The organism is Methyloprofundus sedimenti, assembly GCF_002072955.1.
Taxonomy (GTDB): domain Bacteria; phylum Pseudomonadota; class Gammaproteobacteria; order Methylococcales; family Methylomonadaceae; genus Methyloprofundus; species Methyloprofundus sedimenti.
Map to the genome: position 1 here is coordinate 2,075,641 of NZ_LPUF01000001.1, position 25,707 is coordinate 2,101,347.

Below are 25,707 nucleotides of genomic sequence, written 5' to 3' on the forward strand. Positions count from 1 at the left end.
TGCTTAAGTTAGAGTGTTTAGTATGATACTTGCCTATTGGCTCTGCTTGTTTTAAAAATCCAATACGAACATATCGTCATAGGCAGTATATACGTCTAAATAATGATTCCAGGGATAAACCGGTTGAGTAATGGATTTAGTCGCCAAGGGAAAAGTGAGTAGATCAAGTACGCCGACTGAGATACGTCCAACTGTATTTAGTATGCCTAGCCCAGTACCGCCGGTGAGACCATATAACAGATTGGTTCGGTTGGACACTATGATGATATTTTTGGGGATCTCTATTACTCCCGCTGAAATATTAGCTAAAGCCCTTAGAGTTTTGTTTCCTATTTTAGAGCCATAAGTATCCTTAGCTTTTTTTTGTGAACCAGTTTCTGTTTCAGTTGTATTTTTTTGCGAATCAGTTTCAGCTTTTGTTGTACTTTTTTGCGAATCAGTTTCAGCTCCAGTTGTATTTTCTTGCGAACCAGTTTCAACTTCAGTTGCGTTGCTTATGCAAGAAAAAGATAGCAAAATGCTGGCTAATAGAGCTAAGACGATTGTTTTATTAAATTTCATCAAGGGACCTTAATATGTATTGGTTATTTAATTTTTAGTATAGCAGAACTTTTGAGGAACAAAATCGCAGTAGAATAAAATAGGTTCGGCGTTTTTTGAGGCAAAACTCTGAAATCAAATATAGAGAGCAAGAATAGTTTTTTCATCAGCTCTCGTTAAGGCAAATAAGCAGTTTTAATCGTATTTTTCTGCTATCGTTTTAGCCTAAAAAATAAGTATTTTATCAATAGAAAGAAAATATGCTAATGTACCAGAGATACGTTTTAGCCAGGGATTTTTATGTCTGAATATTACGACCCCAGAACCTACCCGGCTCAATGGAATTATCTAGAACCGGGTACCGTGGTTGATGACTATATTATCGAGCGTGAGATTGCGCATGGTGGGTTTAGTTCAGTTTACTTAGCCAGACATCGTATAACCCAGGTGCAGGTAGCGATCAAGGAATATTTACCACGTAAACTGGCGCATCGAACCTGGAACAATAATATTGTCGCAAATAGTGATGAAGCACAAAGATTATTTGTACACGGGCGAAGCCTATTTATTGAAGAAGCAAAGGTGCTGGCAACACTGAAACATCCTAACATTATAGAGGTGGTTAATTTCTTTCATGCCAATTCGACTGTTTATCTGGTGATGATGTATGCTTATGGTATTACTCTGGATAAGTTATTACTAACGCAAAAAGTCAATATTAATAACCAGTGGTTAATACAAATTTTTAGTAGATTGCTGGAAGGTTTGCATCTGATTCATGAACATAATATGCTGCATTTAGATATCAAGCCTGCTAATTTATTGATCCGTCCTGGTAATGATCTATTGTTGCTCGATTTCGGTGCCATTCAGTCTTTTCCACTGAGTACAAATAAGCAGAAAGCACAGGTTTTAAGTAAAGGATTTTCGCCTATAGAGCAATATTCTGCGACAGGTGTTTTGGGTGCATATTCTGATATCTATGCTGTGGGCATTAGCATGCGTACCTGCCTGGATTGTAATGTGCCGCCGCAAGCGCCGGATCGAGAAGCTCATGATGATTTTCCTTTAGCGCAAACTGCCCATGCTGGGAAGTTTGATAACAGGCTGCTAATGATTATAGATTGGGCTATGGAAGTGGCACCGGATAAGCGACCTCAATCGGTGCAGGAATTGCAGGATGCTTTGAAAAATTTACTCTAAGCAATAGGATGAACGCATTTTGGAGTCTGGTTTCAGAGTCAATAACAATTCGATTCTGTTGATCCTGAGTGCTCATTTGTTATAAAAATGTTAATATAGTCGTTTTTTCTAAAGCAGAATTGAATGCAGCTAATTCGTGGTGTACAAAAGCTACAGTCCATTGCTTCTGGATGTGTGCTTACAATCGGCAACTTCGACGGTGTACATAAAGGCCATAGTGTTGTTATCAACAAGTTAGCTGAAAAAGGGCAATTGTTAGGTTTGCCAGTGGTCGTTATGGTATTTGAGCCACAACCACTGGAATTTTTTCTTAAAGATAACGCGCCATCACGATTAACGCGATTAAGAGAAAAAATAATTCATTTCAAGGATTTGCCCGTAGATAATTTACTAATTGTCAATTTTAATCAACGTTTTGCAGATTTAGACCCCGCGTATTTTATTCAGGAAATATTAGTGCAGCGTTTAAATGTTAAATACTTGGTCGTAGGCGATGATTTCCACTTTGGTAAAGCTCGGCGAGGTAATTTTGCGTTATTACAGGAGGCCGGGGACAAATATAATTTTAAGGTGATCGATACAGCGTCTTATTCAGTTAAGGGCAGTAGGGTCAGTAGTACTTTGATTAGAGACGCCCTTAATAATGGTGATTTAGCCAGTGCTGAGTCGATGTTAGGGCGTAATTATTCAGTATGTGGTCGAGTTGTTCATGGAGAAAAACTGGGACGAAAGATCGGTTTTCCTACGGCAAATATACAAATGCAACGAAAAAATACGCCAATACAAGGCGTATTTGCCGTGACTATGACAGGTATAGGCGAAAAGCCGGTATATGGCGTAGCAAATGTCGGCACTAAGCCAACGGTTAATGGCGGTGCAAAAGTGTTATTGGAAACACATTTGTTTGATTTTAACCAGGATATTTATGGAAAGTATGTAGAAGTGCATTTCAAATACAAAATAAGGAGTGAGATGCGCTTTCAATCAGTGGATGATTTAAAACGGCAGATTCAATTGGATACTGCACAAGCCAAGACTTTAATGCATATTTAGCAAACTAATGACCATCGATTATAAAAAGACACTAAACTTACCCAAAACAGCCTTTCCAATGAAAGGTAATTTGGCGCAACGTGAACCTGAACGCTTAAAAAAATGGACTGAAGCGCAGCTTTACCAAAAAATTCGAGCTGAATTTGCGGGCAAACCGCAATTTATTTTGCACGATGGCCCTCCCTATGCGAATGGTGCCATTCATATTGGTCATGCGGTAAATAAAGTTCTGAAAGATATTATTTTAAAGTCGAAGACGCTCTCCGGTTATGATGCACCTTATGTGCCTGGCTGGGATTGTCATGGTTTACCGATTGAATTAATGGTCGAAAAGAAAGTGGGCAAAGCTGGAGGTAAAGTTTCTGCAGAGGTTTTTCGTAAAGCATGTCGAGAATATGCGACCAAGCAAATCAAATTGCAAAAAGATGAGTTTGTGCGTCTGGGTGTTTTAGCCGATTGGGATAATCCTTATCTGACCATGAATTATAAATTTGAGGCTGATATCGTTCGTTCATTAGGAAAAATCAATGCCAAAGGACACTTAAGCAAAGGCTTCAAACCTGTTCACTGGTGTACTGATTGTGGGTCTGCTTTGGCTGAAGCTGAAGTAGAGTATGAAGACAAGCATTCTCCAGCGATTGATGTGCGTTTTGAAGTTATTGATGAAAAGAAATTTTTTGCCAGTTGCCATCACGTACCTGAACATGAGGGTGAAGGGCCATTATCGTTGGTTATTTGGACGACAACCCCATGGACCTTGCCTGCTAACCAGGCAGTGTGTTTAAATCCCAAGTACGAATATGTGGTTGTACAATGCGAAAAAGATGGACAAAAAGAGCGCTTGGTACTGGTCAGTCAATTATGGAACGATGCCATAGCACGTTATGGCATGGAAAATAGCCGTGTACTGGCTTACTGCAATGGTGATGCGCTAGAGAATCAAATGTTGATGCATCCTTTTTATCATCGTAAAGTGCCGATTATTTTAGGGGATCATGTGACTGCAGAAGCAGGAACTGGAGCTGTGCATACGGCCCCTGGGCATGGTCAGGATGACTATGTAGTTGGTCGACGTTACGGTTTAGCTATTGATAATCCTGTTGGCGATAATGGCGTATTTTTGCCTAATACAGAATTATTTGCCGGGGAGCATGTCTTCTCTGCTAATGATCATGTGGTTAAGGTTTTAAGTAGCAGGCATAAACTATTACACCACGAAGCATTGTTACATAGCTACCCGCATTGCTGGCGACATAAAACCCCGATTATTTTTCGGGCAACGCCGCAATGGTTTATTTCTATGGAACAAGGTGAGTTGCGTGAAAAGGCGCTACAAGAAATAAAAAAAGTCCAATGGATACCTGACTGGGGACAAGCCCGAATTGAAGGTATGGTAGAAAACAGACCTGATTGGTGCATTTCAAGACAGCGTACCTGGGGTGTTCCTATCCCTTTCTTTGTGCATAAAGAAACAGGTGAGTTACACCCGGAAACAGATAAGCTGGTTGAAGATATTGCGCTACATATAGAACAAAAAGGTATAGAAGCATGGTTCGCTTTGGATAAAGCTGAATGGCTAGGGGATGAAGCGGATAATTATGAGAAAACTCAGGATACCTTAGATGTCTGGTTTGACTCAGGTGTAACCCATGAAGCGGTATTAAATCAACGTAAGCAACTGCGTTTTCCGGCTGATTTATATCTGGAAGGCTCTGATCAACATCGTGGCTGGTTTCAATCATCATTATTAACTTCAGTTGCCATGAATGGTGAGGCTCCGTATAAATCAGTTTTAACGCACGGTTTTACTGTTGATGCCGATGGAAAAAAAATGTCCAAATCTCGCGGTAATGTAGTCGCTCCGCAAACGGTAGTGAAATCACTGGGTGCGGATGTTTTGCGACTCTGGGTATCTGGCACAGATTATCGTGGTGAGATGACCGTTTCTGATGAGATCTTAACGCGTACATCTGATGTCTATAGACGATTAAGAAACACTTCACGCTTTTTGTTATCCAATCTGGATGGCTTTGATCCGGCGCAGCATTGTGTGCAAGCAGAAGATATGCTGGCATTGGATTGCTGGATAGTCGATCGGGCATTCCAATTACAAGAGGACGTGATACAGGCCTATGAACAATATCAATTCCATGTTATTAACCAGAAAGTACATCATTTTTGCGCGATGGATCTAGGTGGTTTCTATCTGGATATTATTAAAGATCGTCAATACACTGCAAAAGCAGATGGTTTGGCGCGTCGTTCAGCTCAAACTGCGATGTACCATGTCATGGAAGCATTAGTGCGTTGGTTGGCACCCATTACTAGTTATACAGCAGATGAGATCTGGCAGTACATGCCTGGAGAGCGCAGTGAGTCAGTGTTATTGGAAACATGGTATCAGGGTTTATTTCCCTTGGCAGAGGATGCTTTACTCTCCGGTGCAGATTGGGAAACAGTCATGTCCGTTCGTGAAGCTGTCAGTAAAGAACTTGAGCAAAAACGTAAGTCTGAAGTTATCGGTGCCTCATTAAATGCTGAAGTAACGTTATATTGCAGTGATGAATGTGCTTCAGTGCTGAATAAACTAGGGGATGAATTACACTTTATTTTTATTACCTCTAAAGCATTCGTTGCGCCTATGCAAGATGCACAGGAGGGGGCGGTAAATACTGAGTTAGAAGGATTAAAGATCAAAATCAGTGCCTCTGAGCATGATAAATGTGTCCGGTGTTGGCATTACGTAGAAAATGTTGGAATTGATGCAGGGCATCCTGAGCTCTGTGGGCGTTGTGTGGAAAATGTTGCGGGTGAGGGTGAAGTTCGGCAATTTGCCTAAGCTATTTATTTTCAGTGCATGGTTTTTCTAATACACAGGCCTGTAATAATGCAAAATTAAGAATTCGTTATTCCTGTATGCCGTTAGCAAGCATCAGTGAAGTTAAATATTGACTCCTGATTAAACACCAGGAATGACGATTTTATGCACAAGTGCCTGGATTATGGCGCAGGTTAACTAAAGTACACACTGTGGATATTACTTTTACAAGCTATCCACCCTTTTTTAAAAGAAGATTATGATGAAATGGCTGTGGCTATCTGTCTTGGCGGTAATATTAGATCAGCTAAGCAAGATCTGGATTGCCAGTAATATGAATTTGTATCAATCTATGCCGGTATTTCCAGGTTTTAATATTACTTACGTGCATAATTTTGGCGCTGCCTTTAGTTTTTTAAGTGAAGCAGGCGGCTGGCAACGTTGGTTCTTTGCACTACTTGCCGCATCAATTAGTGTCGGAATTGTCATCTGGTTAAAGCGGCTGAAACCCGAAGAAACTTTATCGGCAATTTCTCTCGGTTTGATTCTGGGTGGAGCTATTGGTAATTTAATTGACCGGGTTATTTATGGCTATGTGATAGATTTTTTTGATGTCTATTATCAGGTATGGCATTGGCCTGTGTTTAATATTGCAGACTCCGCAATTACACTTGGAGTGGCTTTAATGTTATATGAATCTTTTATGCATAAACAACAAGAAGGTTAATGGCTACCCTCATGCGACAGGTGAGCTTTTCATTACTTGAATCCTTAAAGATAATAAAAAAGCTACTAAAGAAAACGAAAATAGTAAACAACAGGAAAACAATGTCTGAACTAGCAGAAAAGCGTATTAATTTTATTGCGCAATTACATGAAATTTTTATGATAAATAAAGGTTATGGTGCTTTGGCGTATATTTCTCTTAACGAAGTTATGGATCTATTTAATAGTTATCTGGAGTCAGGCGAGTCAGCTGAGATATTTATTAATCGATATGTCAAGTCTTTTTGATAGCCGCTTTACGGATTTTTCAAGTTAGCAATTCTAAATTTTTTAACTGCTGATTAAGTTTTTCCCAATCAAAATACTTTCCCGGGTCGGTTTTTCGTTGTGGAGCAATATCACTATGCCCTGTTATGTCCTTCTGGCTTAGGTTTGGATATGACTGGATTAAGCATTGAATTAAAGTAGCAAGTTGTGAATATTGTTCCTCGGTATAGGGGCTGTATTCTGTTCCTTCCAATTCTATGCCAATAGAGAAATCATTGCATTTTGTTCGTCCATGGTACTCTGAAGCGCCAGCATGCCAGGCGCGTTTATTGAATGGGACATATTGAGTCATAGCTCCATTACGCTGGATTACGATATGACTGGATACTTGTAATTTGCATATTTCTGTAAAACTGGGATGAGCCACGGCATCAAGCTGATTTGTAAATAATTGCTCAATAAAAGGCGTGTCGAATTGCCCCTCTGGCAAGCTAATGCAATGTATGACAATGAGAGAAATATCGTTTTCATTTTCACGGTTATCGCAATTTGGCGAGCATGTTTTGCGAGCTGATGTTAGCCAGTGATTGTTGATTTTCATTGTTAACTATGGCTTAAAAAGAATAAAAAATCTATTACTATCCGCTTTATTATATGGAATAATGCTGCTCGAGTAATGGGTATTTTTTAAGGGCGTTCACTGGGCGTGTTCTTTAATCCCATATTATAATAAAAATATGTGTAATAGAAGGGGAAGATTGTGATTGAAATTGGGGTGATTTTAGCTGTGATTGTTGCAGCATGGTTTTATCTGCGCGTAAAAAAAGAAAAACAAGGTTCAGTAACACAGTCTGCAACGATGCAGACGGTTACACCAAAACCTAAAGTTATGCAAGAGCAAGAGCCTGAGCCAGTAAAAGCTAAGCCTGTAGAAACAAAAAAGGTAAGTAAACCTGCTATTGTTATTCCAGAAGACTCTATGTTAAGACGGCATTATATGCAGAACTTAACGGCAACAAAAGAATGTCGGGAAACGCCATTCCCTGAGGATTCAACCCTAAGGCGCCATTATCTACAGAATTTGGCGGCTCAACAGGATAAAAATGTAATCAGTAAAGCAGATAGCAAAGTCGCTGCTGCTGAAGACTTAATCATACCAGCAAGCAAAAAAACAAATATTCCTGAAGAAGCGGAATTAAAACGTGATGTCATTCAGCAGTTAGTTGCAGAAACAGAGGCAACTATGCCGCCTCGCCCTACAGATTCTACTCTAAAGCGTCATTATGATACTCAATTAATGAGTGTTGTACTGAGCAAATTGCAAGCATCAAAATAACAATTGTGTAGTCTATAGTTTTTGAGCTCATTGCGCGAAAAGCGCACTGCGTATCTCCTGTCTCCCAGCGGTTTTATCGGCTTGAGTCAGGTTGTATGCAGCTTTTCTCTATTATTTCCACGTTAAATATGACCTATTCAAGCCCTATTAATGTTCAAGCTTTTCTGGATGAAGATATAGGCAGTGGTGATATTACTGCATTAATTATTCCTGAAACCAGTATGGCTGTAGCGGAAATAATCACTCGTGAAGCCATGGTGTGTTGTGGGCAAGACTGGTTTAATGCGGTTTTTAAAATATTACAAACAGACCTGTATGTGCAGTGGCATGTTCAGGAAGGGCAATGGTTAGAAGCAGATACCTTGCTATGCACACTAAAAGGTAATGCGCGATCATTATTGACAGGTGAGCGTACTGCGCTGAATTTATTGCAAACACTTTCAGCAACTGCCACACAAGCTCGCTTATATGCTAATGCAATTGCAGGAACGGGGTGTAAAATTCTGGATACACGTAAAACCATTCCGGGTTTGCGTGACGCGCAGAAATATGCAGTAATCTGTGGCGGTTGCCATAATCATCGTATCGGTTTGTATGATGGTATTTTAATTAAAGAAAATCATATTATGGCAGCAGGTTCTATTGCTCTGGCAATCGCTCAGGCAAGACAAATTAGCGATAAATTAGTTGAAGTTGAAGTTGAATCAATGACTGAACTGGAACAGGCTTTAGCAGCTAAACCAGACAGAATTATGCTGGATAATTTTTCTATTCCCCAATTGCGGTTGGCGGTTAACAAGGTAGCAGGGTGTTGTGCTCTGGAAGCTTCGGGTAATATTTTATTAACTAATATTCGCGAGATTGCAGAAACAGGAGTTGACTATATTTCTGTCGGTGCTTTAACTAAAAATGTACAGGCAATAGATTTATCCATGCGTATCGTTTTGGAGAAAGACTTATGCATAATATAGACAGTATACTGCAGCAGTACATTACTCAAGGCGTTTACGTAGTTGGAGTCGCCGATGGCGATAAAACTAATGCCTTTACTGCTGCATGGGTGATGCAGGTTTCCTTTTCCCCCGTGTTATTAGCGATCAGTATTAATCCCGAGCACTATTCTTATCAATTACTTAAACAAGGCAGTGTCTGTAGCGTGAATGTCTTAAGTCAGGAACAAATGCAAATGGCCGCACATTTTGGCCGGTCTGGGGTTCCCGATAAAATGTTAGTTGGAACCTGGGCGGCGGCAGTGACAGGGGCACCTGTATTGCAAGAGAGTCTTGCATATTTTGATTGTAAAGTAAGTCATGAAGTCTCAGCGGGTGATCACCAGTTGGTGATCTGTGAAGTTCTGGAAGCCAGGCAGCTTAATGTTGGTGCTGCAATGCTTTATAGCGAGACAGGCAATATGGATAATAGTACTGCGCTATATTAATATTATTTTTGTTATATTAAATTTCTCTTTTAAGAAAAATTATGCAAGCAGGATAGGCGAGGTGTAACGAATCCATTTGCTGATAATGCATCTGAGTTTCAGTATGACGAAAAACCTTTGTCCAACTTTGGATGTCTTATTTAGATGAAATATAATAGTAGATAAATGGTTTTTTCAAAATCTTAATGACCGCGCCCTGATAATTCAGTAAAATTAAACAAATAATTCGGTTATCCGAGTGACGCTTTTGTTGGGCGTATTTATTCTATAACGGGAAGGGCCGCAAGGTGCTTCCCGTTTTGCACATTTAAGGTGGCTACATTGAACAAACCTGCATTATTAATGTTGGAAGATGGAACAGTATTTAATGGCATATCGATAGGCGCGGATGGTTGTTCGGCTGGAGAAGTGGTGTTTAATACATCCTTAACCGGGTATCAGGAAATTCTTAGCGATCCTTCATATGCGAAACAAATCGTAACCTTAACCTATCCGCATATTGGTAATGTCGGAACTAATGATGAAGATAATGAATCGACTGGTGTGTTTGCCAGTGGCCTGGTTATTCGTGATTTACCGATACTGGCTAGTAATTTTCGTTCTAAAAAAAGCTTATCCGATTATTTGCAGGCCAATAATGTGGTTGCCATTGCTGATATTGATACACGTCAATTAACGCGCTTATTACGAGATAAAGGAGCGCAACGTGGATGTATCATCGCTGGTGACACGATTGATGCAGCGCTTGCAAAGGCCGCGATAGAAGCATTTCCGGGATTGAAAGGGATGGATCTAGCTAAAGAGGTTACGGTTAAGGAGACTTATGAATGGATGGAAAATACCTGGACTTTAGGGCAAGGCTATACCCAGACTAGTATCCCAACTAAACATGTTGTTGCTTATGATTTTGGTGTTAAGCGTAATATATTACGTTTATTAGTTAATCGCGGTTGTCGAGTAACAGTGGTGCCAGCAATGACACCAGCAGGTGATGTTTTGGCTATGAATCCAGATGGCGTTTTTCTATCTAATGGTCCGGGAGATCCAGAACCTTGCACATACGCAATTGCAGCAATTCAAACTATATTAGAGAAAAAAATACCTGTATTTGGTATTTGCTTAGGCCATCAGTTATTAGCTTTGGCATGTGGTGCCAAAACAGAAAAAATGAAGTTTGGTCATCATGGTGCTAACCATCCGGTGCAAGAAAAAGCGTCCGGACGAGTAATGATTAGTAGTCAGAATCATGGCTTTGCGGTTGATGAAAAATCATTACCCGATAATTTAACGGCAACCTATCATTCTTTATTTGATGGCAGCTTGCAAGGTATAGCACGTACCGATATTCCTGCAATGAGTTTTCAGGGACACCCTGAAGCAAGTCCAGGGCCGCATGATGTAGAGTCATTATTTGATGACTTTATCGAAATGATGAATCAAGCTAATTAATCAAAGCAGAGTAATTATACTAATATGCCAAAAAGAACCGACATAAAATCCATCTTATTATTAGGCGCGGGCCCTATTGTGATTGGTCAAGCCTGTGAGTTTGATTATTCAGGTACGCAAGCCTGTAAAGCGCTACGTGAAGAAGGTTACCGTATTATTTTGGTCAATTCTAATCCGGCAACGATTATGACTGACCCGGATATGGCGGATGCGATTTATATCGAGCCGATTGATTGGCAAACCGTCGAAAAAATTATCGAAAAAGAACGTCCTGATGCGGTTTTGCCAACTATGGGGGGGCAGACAGCGTTAAATTGTGCCTTGGATTTAGATAAGCACGGTGTATTGGAAAAATATGGCGTGGAAATGATCGGTGCAACAAAAAAAGCCATTAATATGGCGGAAGATAGAGAGCTATTTAACCAGGCGATGGGAAGGCTTGGTTTTGAAGTGGCAAAATCTAAAACTGCACATAACATGGAAGATGCTTTTGCTGCGCAAGCAGAAGTTGGTTACCCCACTGTAATTCGACCGTCGTTTACTATGGGTGGGAGTGGTGGAGGAATCGCTTATAATAAAGAAGAATTTGTTGAAATTTGTGAACGCGGTTTGTATTTATCGCCCACCAACGAATTATTGATTGAAGAATCTGTTCTCGGCTGGAAAGAATTCGAAATGGAAGTAGTGCGTGATCGTAACGATAACTGCATCATTATCTGTTCAATTGAAAATTTTGACCCGATGGGTGTACATACGGGTGATTCGATTACCGTTGCCCCCGCACAGACTTTAACAGATAAAGAATATCAGATTCTGCGTAATGTTTCCGTGGCAGTGCTACGTGAAATTGGCGTTGATACTGGTGGATCTAATGTTCAGGTTGCGATAAATCCAGCTGATGGACGTATGGTTGTCATTGAAATGAATCCTCGAGTTTCACGTTCTTCAGCCTTGGCCTCTAAAGCAACCGGTTTTCCAATTGCCAAAGTAGCGGCAAAGTTAGCTGTCGGTTATACACTGGATGAATTGAAGAATGAGATTACAGGCGGTGTGACTCCTGCCTCTTTTGAACCCACAATTGATTATGTGGTTACAAAAGTACCACGTTTTACGTTTGAAAAATTCCCGCAAGCGGATGATCGTTTAACTACACAGATGAAATCTGTAGGTGAAGTGATGGCGATTGGCCGTACTTTTCAAGAGTCTTTACAAAAAGCCTTGCGTGGACTGGAAATAGGTGTCGATGGTTTAGATGAAATTGTAGATTTTAGTGAATCTGATGCAAGCGATAGAATGCAGCGTGAAATGCGACATCCAGGACCTGAACGACTATGGTATGTTGCAGATGCGTTTCGTAGTGGCATGTCACTTGACACGATACATGAGGCTAGCAAAATTGATCTGTGGTTTTTAGCGCAAGTGGAAGACCTGATACTGACGGAGAAATCTTTAGCAACAAAAACCCTGGCAACGATAAAGAGTGAAGAGTTATTCCGCTTAAAGCAAAAGGGGTTTTCTGATGCGCGTTTAGCAAAATTGCTGGATACTAACGAGTCGGATATACGCAATACACGCCATAAGCTGAATATACGCCCAGTATATAAGCGTATTGATTCCTGTGCCGCAGAGTTTTCCTCAGATACCGCATATCTGTATTCCACTTATGAGCATGAGTGTGAAGCACGTGTCTCGGATAAAGAAAAAATTATTATTTTAGGGGGTGGGCCTAATCGCATTGGACAAGGTATCGAGTTTGACTATTGTTGTGTACATGCAGCTTTAGCATTGCGTGAAGCAGGTTATGAAACCATCATGGTGAATTGTAATCCGGAAACAGTTTCTACTGACTTTGATACTTCAGATCGCTTGTATTTTGAATCACTCACATTTGAAGATGTGATGGAAATTATTCAGCTAGAAAATCCTAAAGGTGTTATCGTGCAGTACGGTGGTCAAACGCCACTAAAGTTAGCACGTGCCTTAGAAGCAGCTGGTGCGCCCATTATTGGCACTTCACCTGATGCGATTGACCTGGCAGAAGATAGAGAACGTTTTCAGAAATTACTGACAAAATTAGACTTGAAACAACCACCTAATGGCACGGCTTCTTCATCAGAACAGGCCATGAATGTTGCTAAAGAATTAGGTTTTCCTTTAGTGGTGCGTCCTTCTTATGTGTTAGGTGGACGTGGTATGGAAATCGTATATAACGAAGAAGCTCTACAGCGTTATATGAAGGATGCGATTAGCGTGTCTAATGATTCACCCGTGCTTTTGGATCGTTTTCTGGATGATGCAATTGAAATGGACGTGGATGCTATTTATGATGGCGAAACCTTATTAATTGGTGGCTTAATGCAGCATGTTGAGCAAGCCGGGGTGCATTCTGGCGATTCAGCTTGTTCGATTCCACCTTATGATTTAGCGCCACATTTGCAAGATGAATTGCGTATTCAAGTTGCAAAAATGGCGGAAGCGCTAGGTGTAATTGGCTTAATGAATACCCAGTTTGCGATTCAAGGTGAAACCATTTATGTTTTAGAGGTTAACCCGCGAGCCTCACGAACTGCACCTTTTGTCTCTAAAGCAACAGGTTATCCTTTAGCGAAGATTGCTGCGCTGTGTATGGCAGGCAAGTCACTAATAGAGCAGGGCATAACTGAAGAACGCATTCCAGAGTATTTTTCAGTTAAAGAAGCCGTATTTCCTTTTGTTAAGTTTCCAGGTGTAGATCCCTTGTTGGGGCCAGAAATGAAGTCAACAGGTGAAGTCATGGGTGTTGGCAAAACCTTTGGTGAGGCCTTTGCTAAATCACAACGCGCAGCTGGAGTAGATTTAAGTCATAGTGGTAAAGTGCTAATCAGCATAAGGGAAGCAGATAAGCCTAAAATAGTTGAAATAGCACAAATGCTGATTGCCAAAAATTATGCAATTGTTGCTACACGTGGTACAGCAAAAGTACTTCAGAAGGCTGGAATTGATTGCGAAGTAGTTTGTAAAGTAAATGAGGGTCGCCCTAATACCGTTGATATGATTAAAAATGATCAGATTCAGTTGATTGTTAATACCACTGAGGGCGTTAAAGCAGTAGCAGATTCTTTTACTATGCGCAGAGAAGCATTGCAGCATCATGTGACATATTACACAACCATGGCAGGAGCAAAAGCTGCCTGCTATGCACTAGGTGAATTAGATGCGGGTGATGTCAATTGTTTGCAGGATTTGCATAAAAAAATACATTAAGATTAATAAATCCGGATAATTTAAGGACATGGCTTTGGCCATTTTATTGGCGAGCCAAAGTCTCGTTCTGCAAGTTTGATAATACCCTGTCTTAAGTTGAGAGCCTTGTTTTTAAATGATTGAATATAAAATTTTAAAGTTTGGAGTTTTGGATGGATAAAGTACCTCTTACAATAGCGGGAGCTAACAAGTTAAAAGCTGAGTTAGAAGAGCTAAAAACAGTGATACGACCACGTATAGTCGAAGCAATTGCAACGGCAAGAGCGCATGGTGATCTAAAAGAAAATGCAGAATATCATGCTGCGCGTGAACAACAGAGTTTTTCAGAAGGACGTATTAATGAAATTGAAACAAAATTGTCTAATGCACAAATTATAGATGTCACAACAATTGATGCTAAAGGTAAGGTTATTTTTGGTGCAACGGTAGAAATTGAAGATTTAGAGTCCGAGAAAAAAGTGACTTACCAAATTGTTGGTCAAGATGAAGCTGATATTAAGCAAGGGCGTATTTCTGTAGGATCACCTATTGCCAGAGCGTTAATTGGTAAAGAAGAAGAAGATGTCGTGACTGTTAAAACGCCTGGCGGTGAAGTGGACTATGAGATTTTGTCTATTAAGTATATTTAAATAACTTTTATGAAACGCTATTAGCATTTATTTAAGCTCATAATAAAAGGCGCAAGTTGGGTTAGATTTATTTCTGCAGTCATAAAATTCTAACCCAACCAGGTTACTATTTAACGAGTTCCATCTCTTCTTCTGGTATGTGGTGCGGGTTTTTTCTTGGCTTCTTCGGGTTTCTTGCGATAAATAACAATAATCTGACCGATACCCTGAATGAGTTCAGCCTTAGTTTCTGTGCAGATTTGCTGCTGGATCTGTTTTCGAGCTTCTCGTTCAGCGCGAATTTTTATTTTAATCAATTCGTGAGTATCAAGTGCAATCTCAATTTCTTTTAGTACTGCTACTGTCAATCCGGCTTGACCTATCATAATAACTGGCTTAAGTTCATGGGCCAGGGCTTTCATTTGTTTCAGTTGTTCAGAATTCACTCTGTATTTCCTTCAATATAAATAATTAATGCAATTCTACACTAATAATATGATATATGGCGCGCAGTAAAAGTAGTAATCAATGGATGCAAGAACATCTTAATGATGAATATGTTAAAAAGGCAAAAGCACTGGGCTATAGATCGCGGGCTACTTTTAAACTGATTGAAATCATCGAAAAAGATAAGCTGGTGCAAACAGGTATGAATGTTGTTGATCTTGGGGCAGCGCCCGGTGGGTGGTCTGAATATGTGCGCGGCATTGTAGGTAAAAAACAAAAAGTTGTAGCACTGGATATTCTGGATATAGACCCTATTGATGGGGTGAATTTTATTCAGGGTGATTTTAGGGATAACGAGGTCTACGAACAGCTGTATAGGATTCTGGATGGAGCTCCTATCGATGTGGTCTTATCCGATATGGCACCTAATTTAAGCGGTAATAAGGCTATAGATCAGCCTGGCACGATGTATTTGTGCGAATTAGCATTAGAGGCTGCAGAGGCTATTTTAGTCGAGGGCGGTTCATTTCTGGTAAAGGTCTTTCAAGGGACTGGTTTTGATGCGTATAAAAAGCAAGTAGCAAACTCATTTGATAAAGTGCTGATAAGAAAACCTAAGTCTTCAAGGGCACGGAGTAACGAGGTTTATATTTTAGCAAAGGGCTTTAAAAAGCAATAACAGCCCTTATTGTAAGTATTTACTGGTTTATTTGCGATAAACCAGAATGAGAATAGTGATAAGTCAGAGTTCACAACCCTGATATAATCACTATCTAATGAATTTTTGATAAGGACTGTTCTGGTCAGGGGCGAAAGAAATTGAACGATATGTTTAAAAATATACTTTTATGGGTAGTCATTGCCGTTGTTTTGATGTCCGTATTTAATAATTTTGGTTCTCGGGGAACCCAAAAAAGTGAAGCGCTTTCCTATTCGCAGTTTATTGATGCGGTAAAATCAGGACAAGTACAGAGTGTTGTATTAGATGATGAAAATGGCATAAAAGGAGACTTGCAAGGTGGTGAGAAGTTTACCTCATATGCGCCGAACGATCCTCATCTGGTTGATGATCTATTAGCAAATGGTGTGGAAATAAAAGCCCAAGCAGCTCAAGAAGAGTCGATGTTAATGCAGATATTTATTTCCTGGTTTCCTATGTTATTACTGATTGGTGTGTGGGTGTTTTTTATGCGCCAGATGCAAGGTGGTGCCGGTGGTAAAGGTGGGCCAATGAGTTTTGGTAAAAGCAAGGCCCGGATGCTTGAAGAGGACCAGATAAAAGTGACTTTTGCCGATGTTGCAGGCTGCGATGAAGCTAAAGAAGAAGTGGAAGAAATGGTCGATTTTCTTAGAGATCCTTCAAAATATCAAAAACTGGGTGGTAAAATACCTCGTGGTGCATTGATGATAGGACCACCAGGAACAGGTAAGACCTTATTAGCTAGAGCAATTGCGGGTGAAGCTAAGGTGCCATTTTTCACTATTTCTGGTTCTGATTTTGTGGAAATGTTTGTTGGTGTTGGTGCTTCGCGTGTACGTGATATGTTCGAACAGGCAAAGCGTCATGCCCCGTGTATTATTTTTATTGATGAAATTGATGCAGTTGGTCGTCAACGTGGCGCAGGTTTGGGAGGCGGAAATGATGAGCGCGAACAAACCTTGAATCAACTCTTAGTTGAAATGGATGGATTTGAAGGCAATGAAGGCGTCATTGTTATTGCAGCAACCAACAGGCCTGATGTATTAGATGCAGCACTTTTACGTCCTGGGCGTTTTGATCGTCAGGTGACAGTGAGTCTGCCGGATGTAAAAGGTCGTGAAAGAATTCTGGCTGTGCATATGGGCAAAGTTCCTGCAGCTGATGATGTGCAGATCAAATATATCGCACAAGGCACGCCAGGTTTTTCTGGCGCTGATTTGGCAAACCTAGTGAATGAAGCAGCTTTATATGCTGCTAGAATGAATAAACGTCTGGTCAGTATGTTTGATCTCGAGAAAGCGAAAGACAAGCTCATCATGGGAGCAGAAAAACGCTCGATGGTCATGGATGAAAAAGAAAAGAGAATGACTGCTTATCATGAGGCAGGTCATGCCATTGTCGGTAAAATAGTACCTGAACATGATCCTGTTTATAAAGTCAGCATTATGCCGCGAGGTCGTGCTTTAGGTGTTACTATGTTCTTGCCTGAAAAAGATCAATACAGTGCCAGTAAGCGTAAACTGGATAGCATGATTTCCAGCTTATATGGCGGGCGTATTGCTGAGGCGCAGATTTTTGGTTGGGAACAAGTCTCTACCGGTGCTTCTAATGATATAGAACGTGCGACCGAACTTGCAAGAAATATGGTAACCAAATGGGGTTTATCTCAACGTTTAGGTCCCCTGGCTTATAGCGAAGAAGAAGGTGAGGTGTTTTTAGGGCGCTCGGTAACTCAGCATAAAAGTGTTGCCGATGAAACCTCGCACACTATTGATGAAGAGATACGTTCTATTATTGATAAGAATTATGAGCGTGCAGAAAAAATCTTAAAAGAGAATGAAGATATACTCCATGCCATGGCTGATGCTTTAATGAAATATGAGACCATTGATAAAGATCAGATTGATGATCTGATGTCGCGTAGGCCAGTAAGGGATCCGCAGGGATGGGATGATAGTGCACCGCCTAATTCAGGTGTTAAGGTGCCAAGTGCTACTGAAGCTAAAGAACCACAAGCTCCAAACATTAATACCGCTAAGCAAAACTAAATAAATAAGGGAGCAGTCGAAACTGCTCCTTTTTTTTGTTATGGATAAACAGGATATATATGAAGAAATATTTTGGTACTGATGGTATTCGAGGTACAGTCGGTGAACAACCTATTACGCCCGATTTTTTTCTAAAATTAGGCTGGGCAACTGGAAGAGTTTTTGCTGACTCAGGACAGGGGTTTGTATTAGTAGGTAAAGACACTCGTATTTCAGGGTATATGTTTGAATCTGCTCTAGAAGCCGGCCTTTCAGCTGCGGGTGTTAATACACGTTTATTAGGGCCTATGCCTACACCAGGAATTGCATATTTAACACGAACATTACGCGCGCAGGCAGGTATTGTTATTAGTGCCTCACATAACCCTTATTATGATAATGGTATTAAGTTCTTTTCTACAGAGGGTACAAAATTAGCTGATGAGTTAGAGCATCAGATTGAGTATTTTCTGGACCAGTCTATGACAACCGTCGCCTCTGATAAACTGGGTAAAGCTAAAAGACTTCCTGATGCGGCAGGTCGATATATAGAATTTTGTAAAGCTAGTATTTCTGCAAGTATCGATTTTAAAGGACTTAGAGTTGTTGTCGATTGTGCGAATGGCTCAACTTATCATATTGCACCTCATGTCTTTAGCGAGGTAGGGGCAGAAGTTATTAAGATTGCATCTGATCCTGATGGCTTGAATATTAATGAGAAATGCGGAGCAACTAAACCTGAACATTTACAAGAGGCGGTTATAGAGTTTCGTGCAGATTTAGGGATTGCATTAGATGGTGATGGTGATCGTCTGATAATGGTAGATCATAAAGGTGAAGTCGTTGACGGGGATGAGTTGATTTTTATCATTGCTAAAGCTCGCCAGGCTTCAGGTGATCTTCAAGGGCCGGTAGTCGGGACGTCAATGAGCAATCTAGGCATGGAACATGCACTTCAAAAATTAAATATCAATTTACTGCGTGCAAATGTTGGAGATCGATATGTTATGGAGTTAATGAAGCAGCATAAGAGTGTTCTAGGTGGTGAAGGTTCAGGGCATATTATATGCCTAGACAGAACAACTACGGGTGATGGCATAGTGGCAGCCTTGCAGATATTAGCTGAAATACATGCGACGGGAAAGACTTTACATGAGCTTAAATCTGAGATGCGTAAATATCCACAAATTTTACTGAATTTAAAGGTCAGTAAAAAAGTAAACCTGAAAGATAATGAAGCTATTCAAAATGCGGTGAAGTCCGTAGAAAAAGTATTAGGAGTTCAAGGTAGAGTATTGCTTCGTGCTTCAGGAACAGAGCCGTTGATAAGAGTAATGGTTGAAGGCTCGGATGAAGCGCAAGTTAAAAAATATGCCCATTCCTTAATTGACGATGTTAAGAATGCAATCACTGCTTGAAATGCAAAGCCATAATAGCTATGATAAGCGGTTTATTCGATTCTGGAGTGAGTGATGCGTAGAGATCTTGTTGTTGGCAACTGGAAAATGAAAATTAATCAGCAAAGTGCACAAAAGCTGGTTGATGAAATTATTGCGGGTATGCCTGATATAGATGCCGATCTTGCAGTTTGCCCTCCGTATTTGTATATCCCTGAAGTTAGTCAGCGGCTTGCGAATACTTCGATAGGTCTTGGTGCGCAAAATGTTGCAACACACCTGGAAGGGGCTTATACGGGCGAAATTTCAGCACTGATGCTAAAAGACTTTAATTGCAAATATGCGATCGTTGGACACTCTGAGCGTAGAGCAAACTATGCGGATACAGATGTTACAGTTGCTCAGCGATTTAAGCAGGCTATAGATGCAGATATAATCCCTATTCTTGCTATCGGCGAGTTATTAGAGCAAAGAGAGCAAGGCATTACATTTGACATTGTTGCAAAACAACTCAATGCAGTTATCGATTTTGCTGGAATCGAAAGTTTTCAACATGCTGTTATTGCATATGAACCTGTGTGGGCAATAGGCACTGGGTTGACTGCCTCAGCAGAACAGGCGCAAGAAGTGCACCTCTTTATTCGTCAATTATTAGCGGATAAAAATCAGCAAATTGCCGAAAATATTCAGATTATTTATGGTGGTAGCGTTAAACCCCAAAACGCAGAAGCATTATTTGCAATGCCTGATATTGATGGCGCGTTAGTTGGCGGAGATTCGTTAAATGCGGACTCTTTTTTAAAGATTTATTCTTCATTTCAAAAATAAAATGTATCAAGTTATCATCATAGGTCATGTATTAGTCGGTTTAGCCGTTATAGGATTAGTTTTAATGCAGCACGGGAAAGGTGCTGATGCAGGTGCTGCTTTTGGTAGTGGTTCATCTGGTACAGTATTCGGCGCACAAGGCTCAGCTTCATTTTTATCCAGGACAACTGCGATACTTGCAGCAGTTTTTTTCTCAACCAGCTTAGCCCTTGCCGTTCTTAGTGGTAGCACTGGAGGTGATGTGGATATTATGGATGTTCCCGTTGTTCAGGTAATAGAAACAGATGTGCCTGTGATTGAGGGTGAGCAAGCCACTATTGATGCGCCGCCGGTTATCGAAGCAGACATACCAGAAACTGGACAAGAAGTCATCATAGAAGATGTCGTTACGAAAGAAGAAGGGGTACCTGAGATTGTAGTTGACGAAGATGTCATTGAAGAAGGCGTAGTAACTCCATAATAGAAAAAGCCGATGTGGTGAAATTGGTAGACACGCCATCTTGAGGGGGTGGTGACGCAAGTCGTGCCGGTTCAACTCCGGCCATCGGCACCAATAGAAAAACCGGTACAGTCCGGAGAAGTCCAGAAAGCCCACGCCAAATAAGGCCTTGGGCTTTTTTTATGTCCGCTAGTGTCCGATGAAAGCCATTGACAACCGCGTCTTATTGGCGGTACATTTGGCGGTACAAATTAAAATATTTTTAAAATGTACCGCCAGATACCGCCAACATGACTTTAAAATGTACCGCCATAAAAGCCGCAAAGCCACAGGATAAGCAGTATAAGCTTGCCGATGAAAAAGGCATGTATTTACTGATTATGCCAAATGGAAGTAAATATTTTCGTTTTAATTACCGTATACACGGAAAACGAAAAACATTACCTTTAGGCGTATATCCTGATATATCGCTAAAACAAGCCAGGGAAAAACGAGATACAGCCAGACATCAAATTGCTGAAGGTATCGACCCAATGGCCACAAAAAAAACCGAAAGCAAATTATTTACCGATATTGCTTTGAAGTGGTTTAAATCCAAACAGCACAGCATTGATGAAAAAACCCATATTAAAAAACTACGGCGTTTTGAATTGCATGTATTTCCTATTATCGGTCATCTTGCCATTGGTGATGTAAAGTCCCCTGATGTATTTGACGTAGTAAGGCCGCTGGTAGATCGACTGAAAATCGATACAGCGCACAGACTACGAGCAGAAATAAGCGAAATATACGCCTATGCTATAGCGCATGGCTATACAGAATACGATCCAGCGCAGGCAGTAGCAAAACAAATTCCAGCACATAAAGCAAAGCATAGAGCAGCACTGACAGAACCCAAAGAAGTTGCACAGCTCCTTCGGGATATTTACGCTTATGAAGGAACTTTTATTGTGCAGCAGGCTTTACGCATTACCCCGTTATTATTCCAGCGCCCCGGAGAAATAAGGAAAATGTTATGGCAAGACGTAGACCTTGACGCTAAAGAATGGCGGTATCTGGTCACAAAAACCAAAATACAGCATATTGTTCCCTTATCAGATCAGGCGATAAAAATATTTAAGGAATTGAAACAGGTCACTGGTAATCAACATTATGTATTTCCATCGAGCCGCAATGATGGAAGGCCTATGTCAGATAATGCAGTTAGAACAGCACTGAGAACGCTGGGTTATGGTAACGAGGATATGTCACCACACGGGTTCCGAACAACAGCCAGCACATTATTAAACGAGCAAGGATGGTCACCTGATGCCATTGAGCGACAATTAAGCCACATGCCAAAAGACCAGGTGAGGGCGGCTTATAATCGAGCGCAATATTTAGATGAACGCAGGAAATTAATGCAGTCATGGGCTAATTACCTGGATCAATTAAAAAGTGGCTCAAATGTAATACCGTTTAAAAGGGTATTGTAACTTCAGGTATAATCAAATTTCAGGCTACCTTTAGCGGGGGAACCGGCGGACTCATTACCCGCCTTGCCTGAAACCTATCAGTAATGATTGCACTTTAATGGAGTGTTTATGCCTTTAATTATTGATTCAAAATATACCATTGCTAAAAATAGGTATATAGAAACAGGTGATAAAGAATTGATTATTAAGTTACTTCGCTCAAAAGAACCTTTTCCTGATGATTTTAGAGACTTTGTTGCGGACTTGCTTGAAGGAAAAGTAAAAATGCCTGTAGGTCGTGTAAAAAAAAGCTCTTGGAATAAAGCAAAAGAGCAGGCATTTATTCAATGTGAATATGAAGAGCTTTTAGGTTTTTTCAAAAAAAAGGGAAAAGTATTAATGGAACTCCAAAAGAACAAGCGATTGAATTGCTTGCAGAAAGATATCATAAATCAGAGAGTGCTATAAGTTATATTATCTACCCACGAAAAAAGCGACAAAAACAAGGTAATTAATTATTTTTTTAAATGCCCTGATAAATAAAAAAATGTGATTAGAATGGATAACCATGTTAACAACGTCCTAAGGAGGGCAACATGGTTCAACTACCCGAAACCGGATTTTTACGCTTACCCCAGATCATAGGCGACCCAAAAGCAAAACCACCAATCCCCGCAATTATCCCGATTTGCAAATCTAGTTGGTATGCTGGAATTAAAGAAGGGCGTTACCCAAAACCAATAAAATTATCTAAGCGATCAAGCGCGTGGAGAGTTGAAGATATACGTGACCTCATTAGTGAGGTTGCAGCTTAATGTTGAATTCCTTATTGACACACCGCGACCAACTGACTAATATAGCTATGCCCTTGACACATTCAGGGGACGGGATTTGCAGCCCGGTACGAGGTCGAAAGGCCGCTTTTAATGCGGTTTTTTATTGTCCATCAAAAATAATTGAAGCTGGATTAGTCCGTTTTAACACATCTTTGGTGGATTGTATTGAGCAACCCTTAATTGGGTTGGCCGTCTCCTTGTACGGTACTGCAAACTTGATACAGTCCACCTCCAAAAAAATTGCAGTTTTAAGAGGTGGTTTATTCCAAAAACAAGGACATAAGCCAATGCTTAACTACACTCAAAATCCGCATAACATTTCTGTTAGCGCAATCAAAAAACAATCCATACAAAAACAACTCGAAATTATTAGCCAGGCGCTAACTATTTTTTGTTTTGATTCCAGCAAAATCAACAAAGATCAATTAAAGCAGGATGCGCTCGAATTGGCGCGCATGCTTGACGAAATCGAGCACGACAATCAACGCAAAACTTCCCGTTTTAACGTATTGGCAAAAGGCACCCGCCGATTAATTGCTGAACGCGTAACGTTTAACCAAGCCAAACAATATCCCGACTGCATTGTAAAATTTTCTTGCATGGAAGCGTCGCTATGAGCCAATTAACGGAACAAAATCTAATAGATGCTGCGTTAGCCATTGGCAATATTGCAGATTCTAACGGCCATTACACCGCCGGACTTGCGGCGCGAATTGATGCGACGGGTAAAACAGTTTTTCAACTAACTATCATTGAATTATTGGCCCTGGATCATTTGCAGCGCATTCAGTTCAACGGGAGAACATCATGAACAATTTAATTATAGACGGCAAAGAAATAAATCAACCTGGATCATCTAGCGCTGCAAAATTCATTTTTTCAGTTGCCTACGCGTATCATGCAAAAAAACGAAACCCCAAAACAGGCCGCATGGAGTTAAATGCCAATTTAGATAGCCATGAAGAATTGCATGCTCAAATTGAGAGCTTAGAAATTTTTCTGAATGATTCCTTGAGTGGTGTTGGTGAAGCGTTGGCCATACAGGACGCGCTTAGTAATGAAGCCATTCAAAAACTCGGCTTTTTAATTTCTGGTTTAGCTGACCTTCAAGCGTTAGTTAGCGATACTCGCAATCTTGTTAACAGGGGGAGTCATGAGCATTTCTAGTTTTACCAAAATGAAATCAACTGAGTTGATCGAGATCCTGGCCGCGTTATCTGTCGTTAACAATGTTTCTGAAAAACTGCGCATGCACCTGAATGGAGAATGTGAAATTGATAATGTTGACGAGTTGGCGAATTTTTACGTTTTAGGCGGGCTGGGTGCCTCAATAAAATATCTCGCTAAGTCCGCCGCGTTCCGTGCTGAATGGATCGAGCAGAACTCAACAGATTTACAATCATAAAAAAAACCCTGAGCAATGACGAGTTGCTCAGGGCCTTTATTTGTAACCAAAACAAAAAGATATACACCTTTTATATCTTATCATTTTTGGTTATTGGTTCCAACAAATAACTGATATTCAAATGACTAAAAAATATAGAAAATCTGTATGTGGTAATTGCGGAGCAAATGAACGCAGCTATAACGGATTATGTAAACAGTGCAATGCCTGGCTTAAGATTTTAAAGCATGTGAGATCCATTAAAGTTCTTCTATCTAACGCAGGGGGTTGATATGGGTGTAATTGATCAAATGGCTGATGTTGGTCTAACAGGTCTTGCAAAGCAAAATTTAATTGTTGATGGGTTGTTACATCGTTTTAGACCCGATTGGGAGCCAAAGGCAGCTAAAAAAAGAGCGTGGTATATCTTATTTCCTTTTAAAACTGATTCTGGAGCAGACTTAATTGCCGGTTCTTTTGGATGGTTTAAAGGGGCTGATTCTTACGCGTTCAATGTGTCTTTAAAATCGGCTATGTCACCGTTAAGTATTGAAAATCACCCAGAGCAGAATGTAACAATTGCTCAGGGGTTAGATTGTGGTTCCGATCCATAATTCTGCACCAAGCCAAATAATTAGGTAAATACTTGGTGGCTACACCATGAAAGCGGTCTAGCCATGATTTAAAACGGTGGTGGTATGCATTGACATTTTGTATATGATAGGCCCCTTTAGTCACCCGCTGCCCTTGACTCATGTTAACGATTTCATGAGATACTTTTTCAGCTTTACAAAATGCACCATAAGTTGGATTGCCATCACTCACAAGGAGGGCATCCTGGTCTAGTATTGGCTTTAAATGCGTATCAAGAACAATTTTGCTTATTGGGCCATTACCTGTCACAAAATCTACGGTTTGTTTTGAGCGATCACGAGCAATTAAAATGCAAATTTGCTCATCAGAAATCCCTCGCTTAGTCGCACAGCCCCCTCGTTTCCTTGGTTGACGATTGAGATGGCGTTCTCCTTTATGTGACTCAAGTAAGTAGGTTTCATCAGCTTCTGTAATGCCATGAAGAGCACTGGGACGATCCTGCTGAATCCAGCTTAAAAAACGGTGCCGCCATCGAAAGGTTGTATTTCGATGCACATTAATTTCTTTAGCTGCCTGCCGGACAGTCAATGATTCTGCGATAGCTCCTAAGTAATCAAGCCACTTTGACTTGAGGCGTAGATGAGCAAGAGGCGTTCCTGTCAAAGCATTAAATGTCTTTTTGCAGGCTTTACAGCGGTAGCGCTGAAGGCCATCTTTTATTCCATGCCTGTGGCTTTCGGTATGGGAGCAATGAGGGCATTTACCTTTGCTATCAAATATTGTTTCAATTAAATCAAAAACCTTAGGTTCGTCCTCTAGTTGATCCAGTGCTTTCGTTAGAACAGTGCGTTGATGGTGGTCAAGTTGATTTATTTCGGAAATGAACTCTAAAAACTCTGGGGCTTTCATAACTATCTCCT

28 protein-coding genes and 1 tRNA gene are annotated in these 25,707 nt (G+C 40.5%); 25 read left to right on the forward strand and 4 right to left on the reverse strand.

The window, feature by feature from the left end; all coding sequences use genetic code 11:
- Positions 1 to 51 precede the first annotated feature (51 nt).
- Entirely contained in the window at positions 52 to 561 is a 510-nt protein-coding gene (locus AU255_RS09165; RefSeq protein ID WP_080522591.1) for an exosortase system-associated protein, TIGR04073 family, read from the reverse strand.
- Positions 562 to 840: 279 nt separating this feature from the next.
- Between AU255_RS09165 and AU255_RS09170 the strand changes: the two genes are divergently transcribed.
- From AU255_RS09170 to AU255_RS09190, 5 genes are all read left to right on the forward strand, one after another.
- Entirely contained in the window at positions 841 to 1,743 is a 903-nt protein-coding gene (locus tag AU255_RS09170) for a serine/threonine protein kinase (protein ID WP_080522592.1), read from the forward strand.
- Positions 1,744 to 1,866: 123 nt separating this feature from the next.
- Positions 1,867 to 2,796, forward strand: coding sequence for a bifunctional riboflavin kinase/FAD synthetase (ribF, locus tag AU255_RS09175; RefSeq protein WP_080522593.1), 930 nt, complete (start codon positions 1,867 to 1,869; stop codon positions 2,794 to 2,796).
- Between the two features lie 7 nt (positions 2,797 to 2,803).
- The gene (ileS, locus tag AU255_RS09180) at positions 2,804 to 5,635 is read left to right on the forward strand and encodes an isoleucine--tRNA ligase (RefSeq protein WP_080522594.1); all 2,832 of its coding nucleotides are present in this window, start codon (positions 2,804 to 2,806) and stop codon (positions 5,633 to 5,635) included.
- 238 nt (positions 5,636 to 5,873) lie between these two features.
- Positions 5,874 to 6,341, forward strand: coding sequence for a signal peptidase II (gene lspA / locus AU255_RS09185; protein WP_080522595.1), 468 nt, complete (start codon positions 5,874 to 5,876; stop codon positions 6,339 to 6,341).
- Positions 6,342 to 6,442: 101 nt separating this feature from the next.
- Entirely contained in the window at positions 6,443 to 6,628 is a 186-nt protein-coding gene (locus tag AU255_RS09190) for a hypothetical protein (RefSeq protein WP_080522596.1), read from the forward strand.
- Positions 6,629 to 6,647: 19 nt separating this feature from the next.
- On the opposite strand, the gene ampD is transcribed toward AU255_RS09190, so the two are convergent.
- Positions 6,648 to 7,208 (reverse strand): 1,6-anhydro-N-acetylmuramyl-L-alanine amidase AmpD, encoded by a 561-nt coding sequence (gene ampD, locus AU255_RS09195; protein WP_080522597.1) that lies wholly within the window; start codon positions 7,206 to 7,208, stop codon positions 6,648 to 6,650.
- A gap of 159 nt (positions 7,209 to 7,367) precedes the next feature.
- Here ampD and AU255_RS09200 point away from each other — a divergent pair, with 159 nt between their 5' ends.
- From AU255_RS09200 to greA, 6 genes are all read left to right on the forward strand, one after another.
- Positions 7,368 to 7,943 (forward strand): hypothetical protein, encoded by a 576-nt coding sequence (locus tag AU255_RS09200; protein ID WP_080522598.1) that lies wholly within the window; start codon positions 7,368 to 7,370, stop codon positions 7,941 to 7,943.
- 128 nt (positions 7,944 to 8,071) lie between these two features.
- The gene (gene nadC, locus AU255_RS09205; RefSeq protein WP_080522599.1) at positions 8,072 to 8,914 is read left to right on the forward strand and encodes a carboxylating nicotinate-nucleotide diphosphorylase; all 843 of its coding nucleotides are present in this window, start codon (positions 8,072 to 8,074) and stop codon (positions 8,912 to 8,914) included.
- Positions 8,902 to 9,381 (forward strand): flavin reductase family protein, encoded by a 480-nt coding sequence (locus AU255_RS09210; protein WP_080522600.1) that lies wholly within the window; start codon positions 8,902 to 8,904, stop codon positions 9,379 to 9,381. Before nadC ends, AU255_RS09210 begins: the two co-directional genes overlap by 13 nt.
- A gap of 321 nt (positions 9,382 to 9,702) precedes the next feature.
- Positions 9,703 to 10,830 carry a glutamine-hydrolyzing carbamoyl-phosphate synthase small subunit gene (carA, locus tag AU255_RS09215; RefSeq protein WP_080522601.1) on the forward strand — a complete coding sequence of 376 codons (1,128 nt, stop codon included), beginning with the start codon at positions 9,703 to 9,705 and terminating at the stop codon, positions 10,828 to 10,830.
- Positions 10,831 to 10,854: 24 nt separating this feature from the next.
- Positions 10,855 to 14,073 (forward strand): carbamoyl-phosphate synthase large subunit, encoded by a 3,219-nt coding sequence (carB, locus tag AU255_RS09220; RefSeq protein WP_080522602.1) that lies wholly within the window; start codon positions 10,855 to 10,857, stop codon positions 14,071 to 14,073.
- Between the two features lie 152 nt (positions 14,074 to 14,225).
- Positions 14,226 to 14,702, forward strand: a complete 477-nt coding sequence (gene greA / locus AU255_RS09225; RefSeq protein WP_080522603.1) for a transcription elongation factor GreA — start codon at positions 14,226 to 14,228, stop codon at positions 14,700 to 14,702.
- A 110-nt stretch (positions 14,703 to 14,812) separates the two neighbouring features.
- On the opposite strand, the gene AU255_RS09230 is transcribed toward greA, so the two are convergent.
- Positions 14,813 to 15,127 carry a YhbY family RNA-binding protein gene (locus AU255_RS09230; protein WP_080522604.1) on the reverse strand — a complete coding sequence of 105 codons (315 nt, stop codon included), beginning with the start codon at positions 15,125 to 15,127 and terminating at the stop codon, positions 14,813 to 14,815.
- A gap of 56 nt (positions 15,128 to 15,183) precedes the next feature.
- Here AU255_RS09230 and rlmE point away from each other — a divergent pair, with 56 nt between their 5' ends.
- The 14 genes from rlmE to AU255_RS09300 all read left to right on the forward strand — a co-directional run bounded on the left by rlmE (position 15,184) and on the right by AU255_RS09300 (position 24,807).
- Entirely contained in the window at positions 15,184 to 15,807 is a 624-nt protein-coding gene (gene rlmE, locus AU255_RS09235) for a 23S rRNA (uridine(2552)-2'-O)-methyltransferase RlmE (RefSeq protein WP_080522605.1), read from the forward strand.
- Between the two features lie 149 nt (positions 15,808 to 15,956).
- Positions 15,957 to 17,876, forward strand: a complete 1,920-nt coding sequence (gene ftsH / locus AU255_RS09240) for an ATP-dependent zinc metalloprotease FtsH (protein ID WP_198942577.1) — start codon at positions 15,957 to 15,959, stop codon at positions 17,874 to 17,876.
- Positions 17,877 to 17,935: 59 nt separating this feature from the next.
- The gene (gene glmM / locus AU255_RS09245; RefSeq protein WP_080522607.1) at positions 17,936 to 19,273 is read left to right on the forward strand and encodes a phosphoglucosamine mutase; all 1,338 of its coding nucleotides are present in this window, start codon (positions 17,936 to 17,938) and stop codon (positions 19,271 to 19,273) included.
- A gap of 54 nt (positions 19,274 to 19,327) precedes the next feature.
- Positions 19,328 to 20,080 carry a triose-phosphate isomerase gene (gene tpiA / locus AU255_RS09250; RefSeq protein WP_080522608.1) on the forward strand — a complete coding sequence of 251 codons (753 nt, stop codon included), beginning with the start codon at positions 19,328 to 19,330 and terminating at the stop codon, positions 20,078 to 20,080.
- Between the two features lies 1 nt (position 20,081).
- Entirely contained in the window at positions 20,082 to 20,540 is a 459-nt protein-coding gene (gene secG / locus AU255_RS09255) for a preprotein translocase subunit SecG (RefSeq protein WP_080522609.1), read from the forward strand.
- 8 nt (positions 20,541 to 20,548) lie between these two features.
- Positions 20,549 to 20,633: transfer RNA gene (locus tag AU255_RS09260), tRNA-Leu, on the forward strand.
- A 176-nt stretch (positions 20,634 to 20,809) separates the two neighbouring features.
- Positions 20,810 to 21,994 (forward strand): tyrosine-type recombinase/integrase, encoded by a 1,185-nt coding sequence (locus AU255_RS09265; protein ID WP_080522610.1) that lies wholly within the window; start codon positions 20,810 to 20,812, stop codon positions 21,992 to 21,994.
- A 108-nt stretch (positions 21,995 to 22,102) separates the two neighbouring features.
- Positions 22,103 to 22,441 (forward strand): hypothetical protein, encoded by a 339-nt coding sequence (locus tag AU255_RS09270; RefSeq protein ID WP_080522611.1) that lies wholly within the window; start codon positions 22,103 to 22,105, stop codon positions 22,439 to 22,441.
- Positions 22,442 to 22,569: 128 nt separating this feature from the next.
- A complete protein-coding gene (locus tag AU255_RS09275) occupies positions 22,570 to 22,788 on the forward strand; it encodes a helix-turn-helix transcriptional regulator (RefSeq protein WP_080522612.1) in 219 nt (72 codons plus the stop codon).
- Complete coding sequence (locus tag AU255_RS09280; protein WP_080522613.1) at positions 22,788 to 23,426, forward strand: hypothetical protein; 639 nt, start codon at positions 22,788 to 22,790, stop codon at positions 23,424 to 23,426. The genes AU255_RS09275 and AU255_RS09280 overlap by 1 nt, the downstream gene beginning before the upstream one ends.
- A complete protein-coding gene (locus tag AU255_RS09285; protein WP_080522614.1) occupies positions 23,423 to 23,620 on the forward strand; it encodes a hypothetical protein in 198 nt (65 codons plus the stop codon). The genes AU255_RS09280 and AU255_RS09285 overlap by 4 nt, the downstream gene beginning before the upstream one ends.
- Complete coding sequence (locus AU255_RS09290; RefSeq protein WP_080522615.1) at positions 23,617 to 23,976, forward strand: hypothetical protein; 360 nt, start codon at positions 23,617 to 23,619, stop codon at positions 23,974 to 23,976. Before AU255_RS09285 ends, AU255_RS09290 begins: the two co-directional genes overlap by 4 nt.
- Positions 23,963 to 24,214 (forward strand): hypothetical protein, encoded by a 252-nt coding sequence (locus tag AU255_RS09295; protein ID WP_080522616.1) that lies wholly within the window; start codon positions 23,963 to 23,965, stop codon positions 24,212 to 24,214. Before AU255_RS09290 ends, AU255_RS09295 begins: the two co-directional genes overlap by 14 nt.
- Positions 24,215 to 24,486: 272 nt before the next feature.
- Complete coding sequence (locus tag AU255_RS09300) at positions 24,487 to 24,807, forward strand: hypothetical protein (RefSeq protein ID WP_080522617.1); 321 nt, start codon at positions 24,487 to 24,489, stop codon at positions 24,805 to 24,807.
- On the opposite strand, the gene AU255_RS09305 is transcribed toward AU255_RS09300, so the two are convergent.
- On the reverse strand, positions 24,725 to 25,696 hold the full coding sequence (locus tag AU255_RS09305; RefSeq protein ID WP_080521899.1) for an IS1595 family transposase: 972 nt from the start codon (positions 25,694 to 25,696) through the stop codon (positions 24,725 to 24,727). The two genes, AU255_RS09300 and AU255_RS09305, sit on opposite strands and share 83 nt — an antisense overlap.
- Positions 25,697 to 25,707 lie beyond the last annotated feature (11 nt).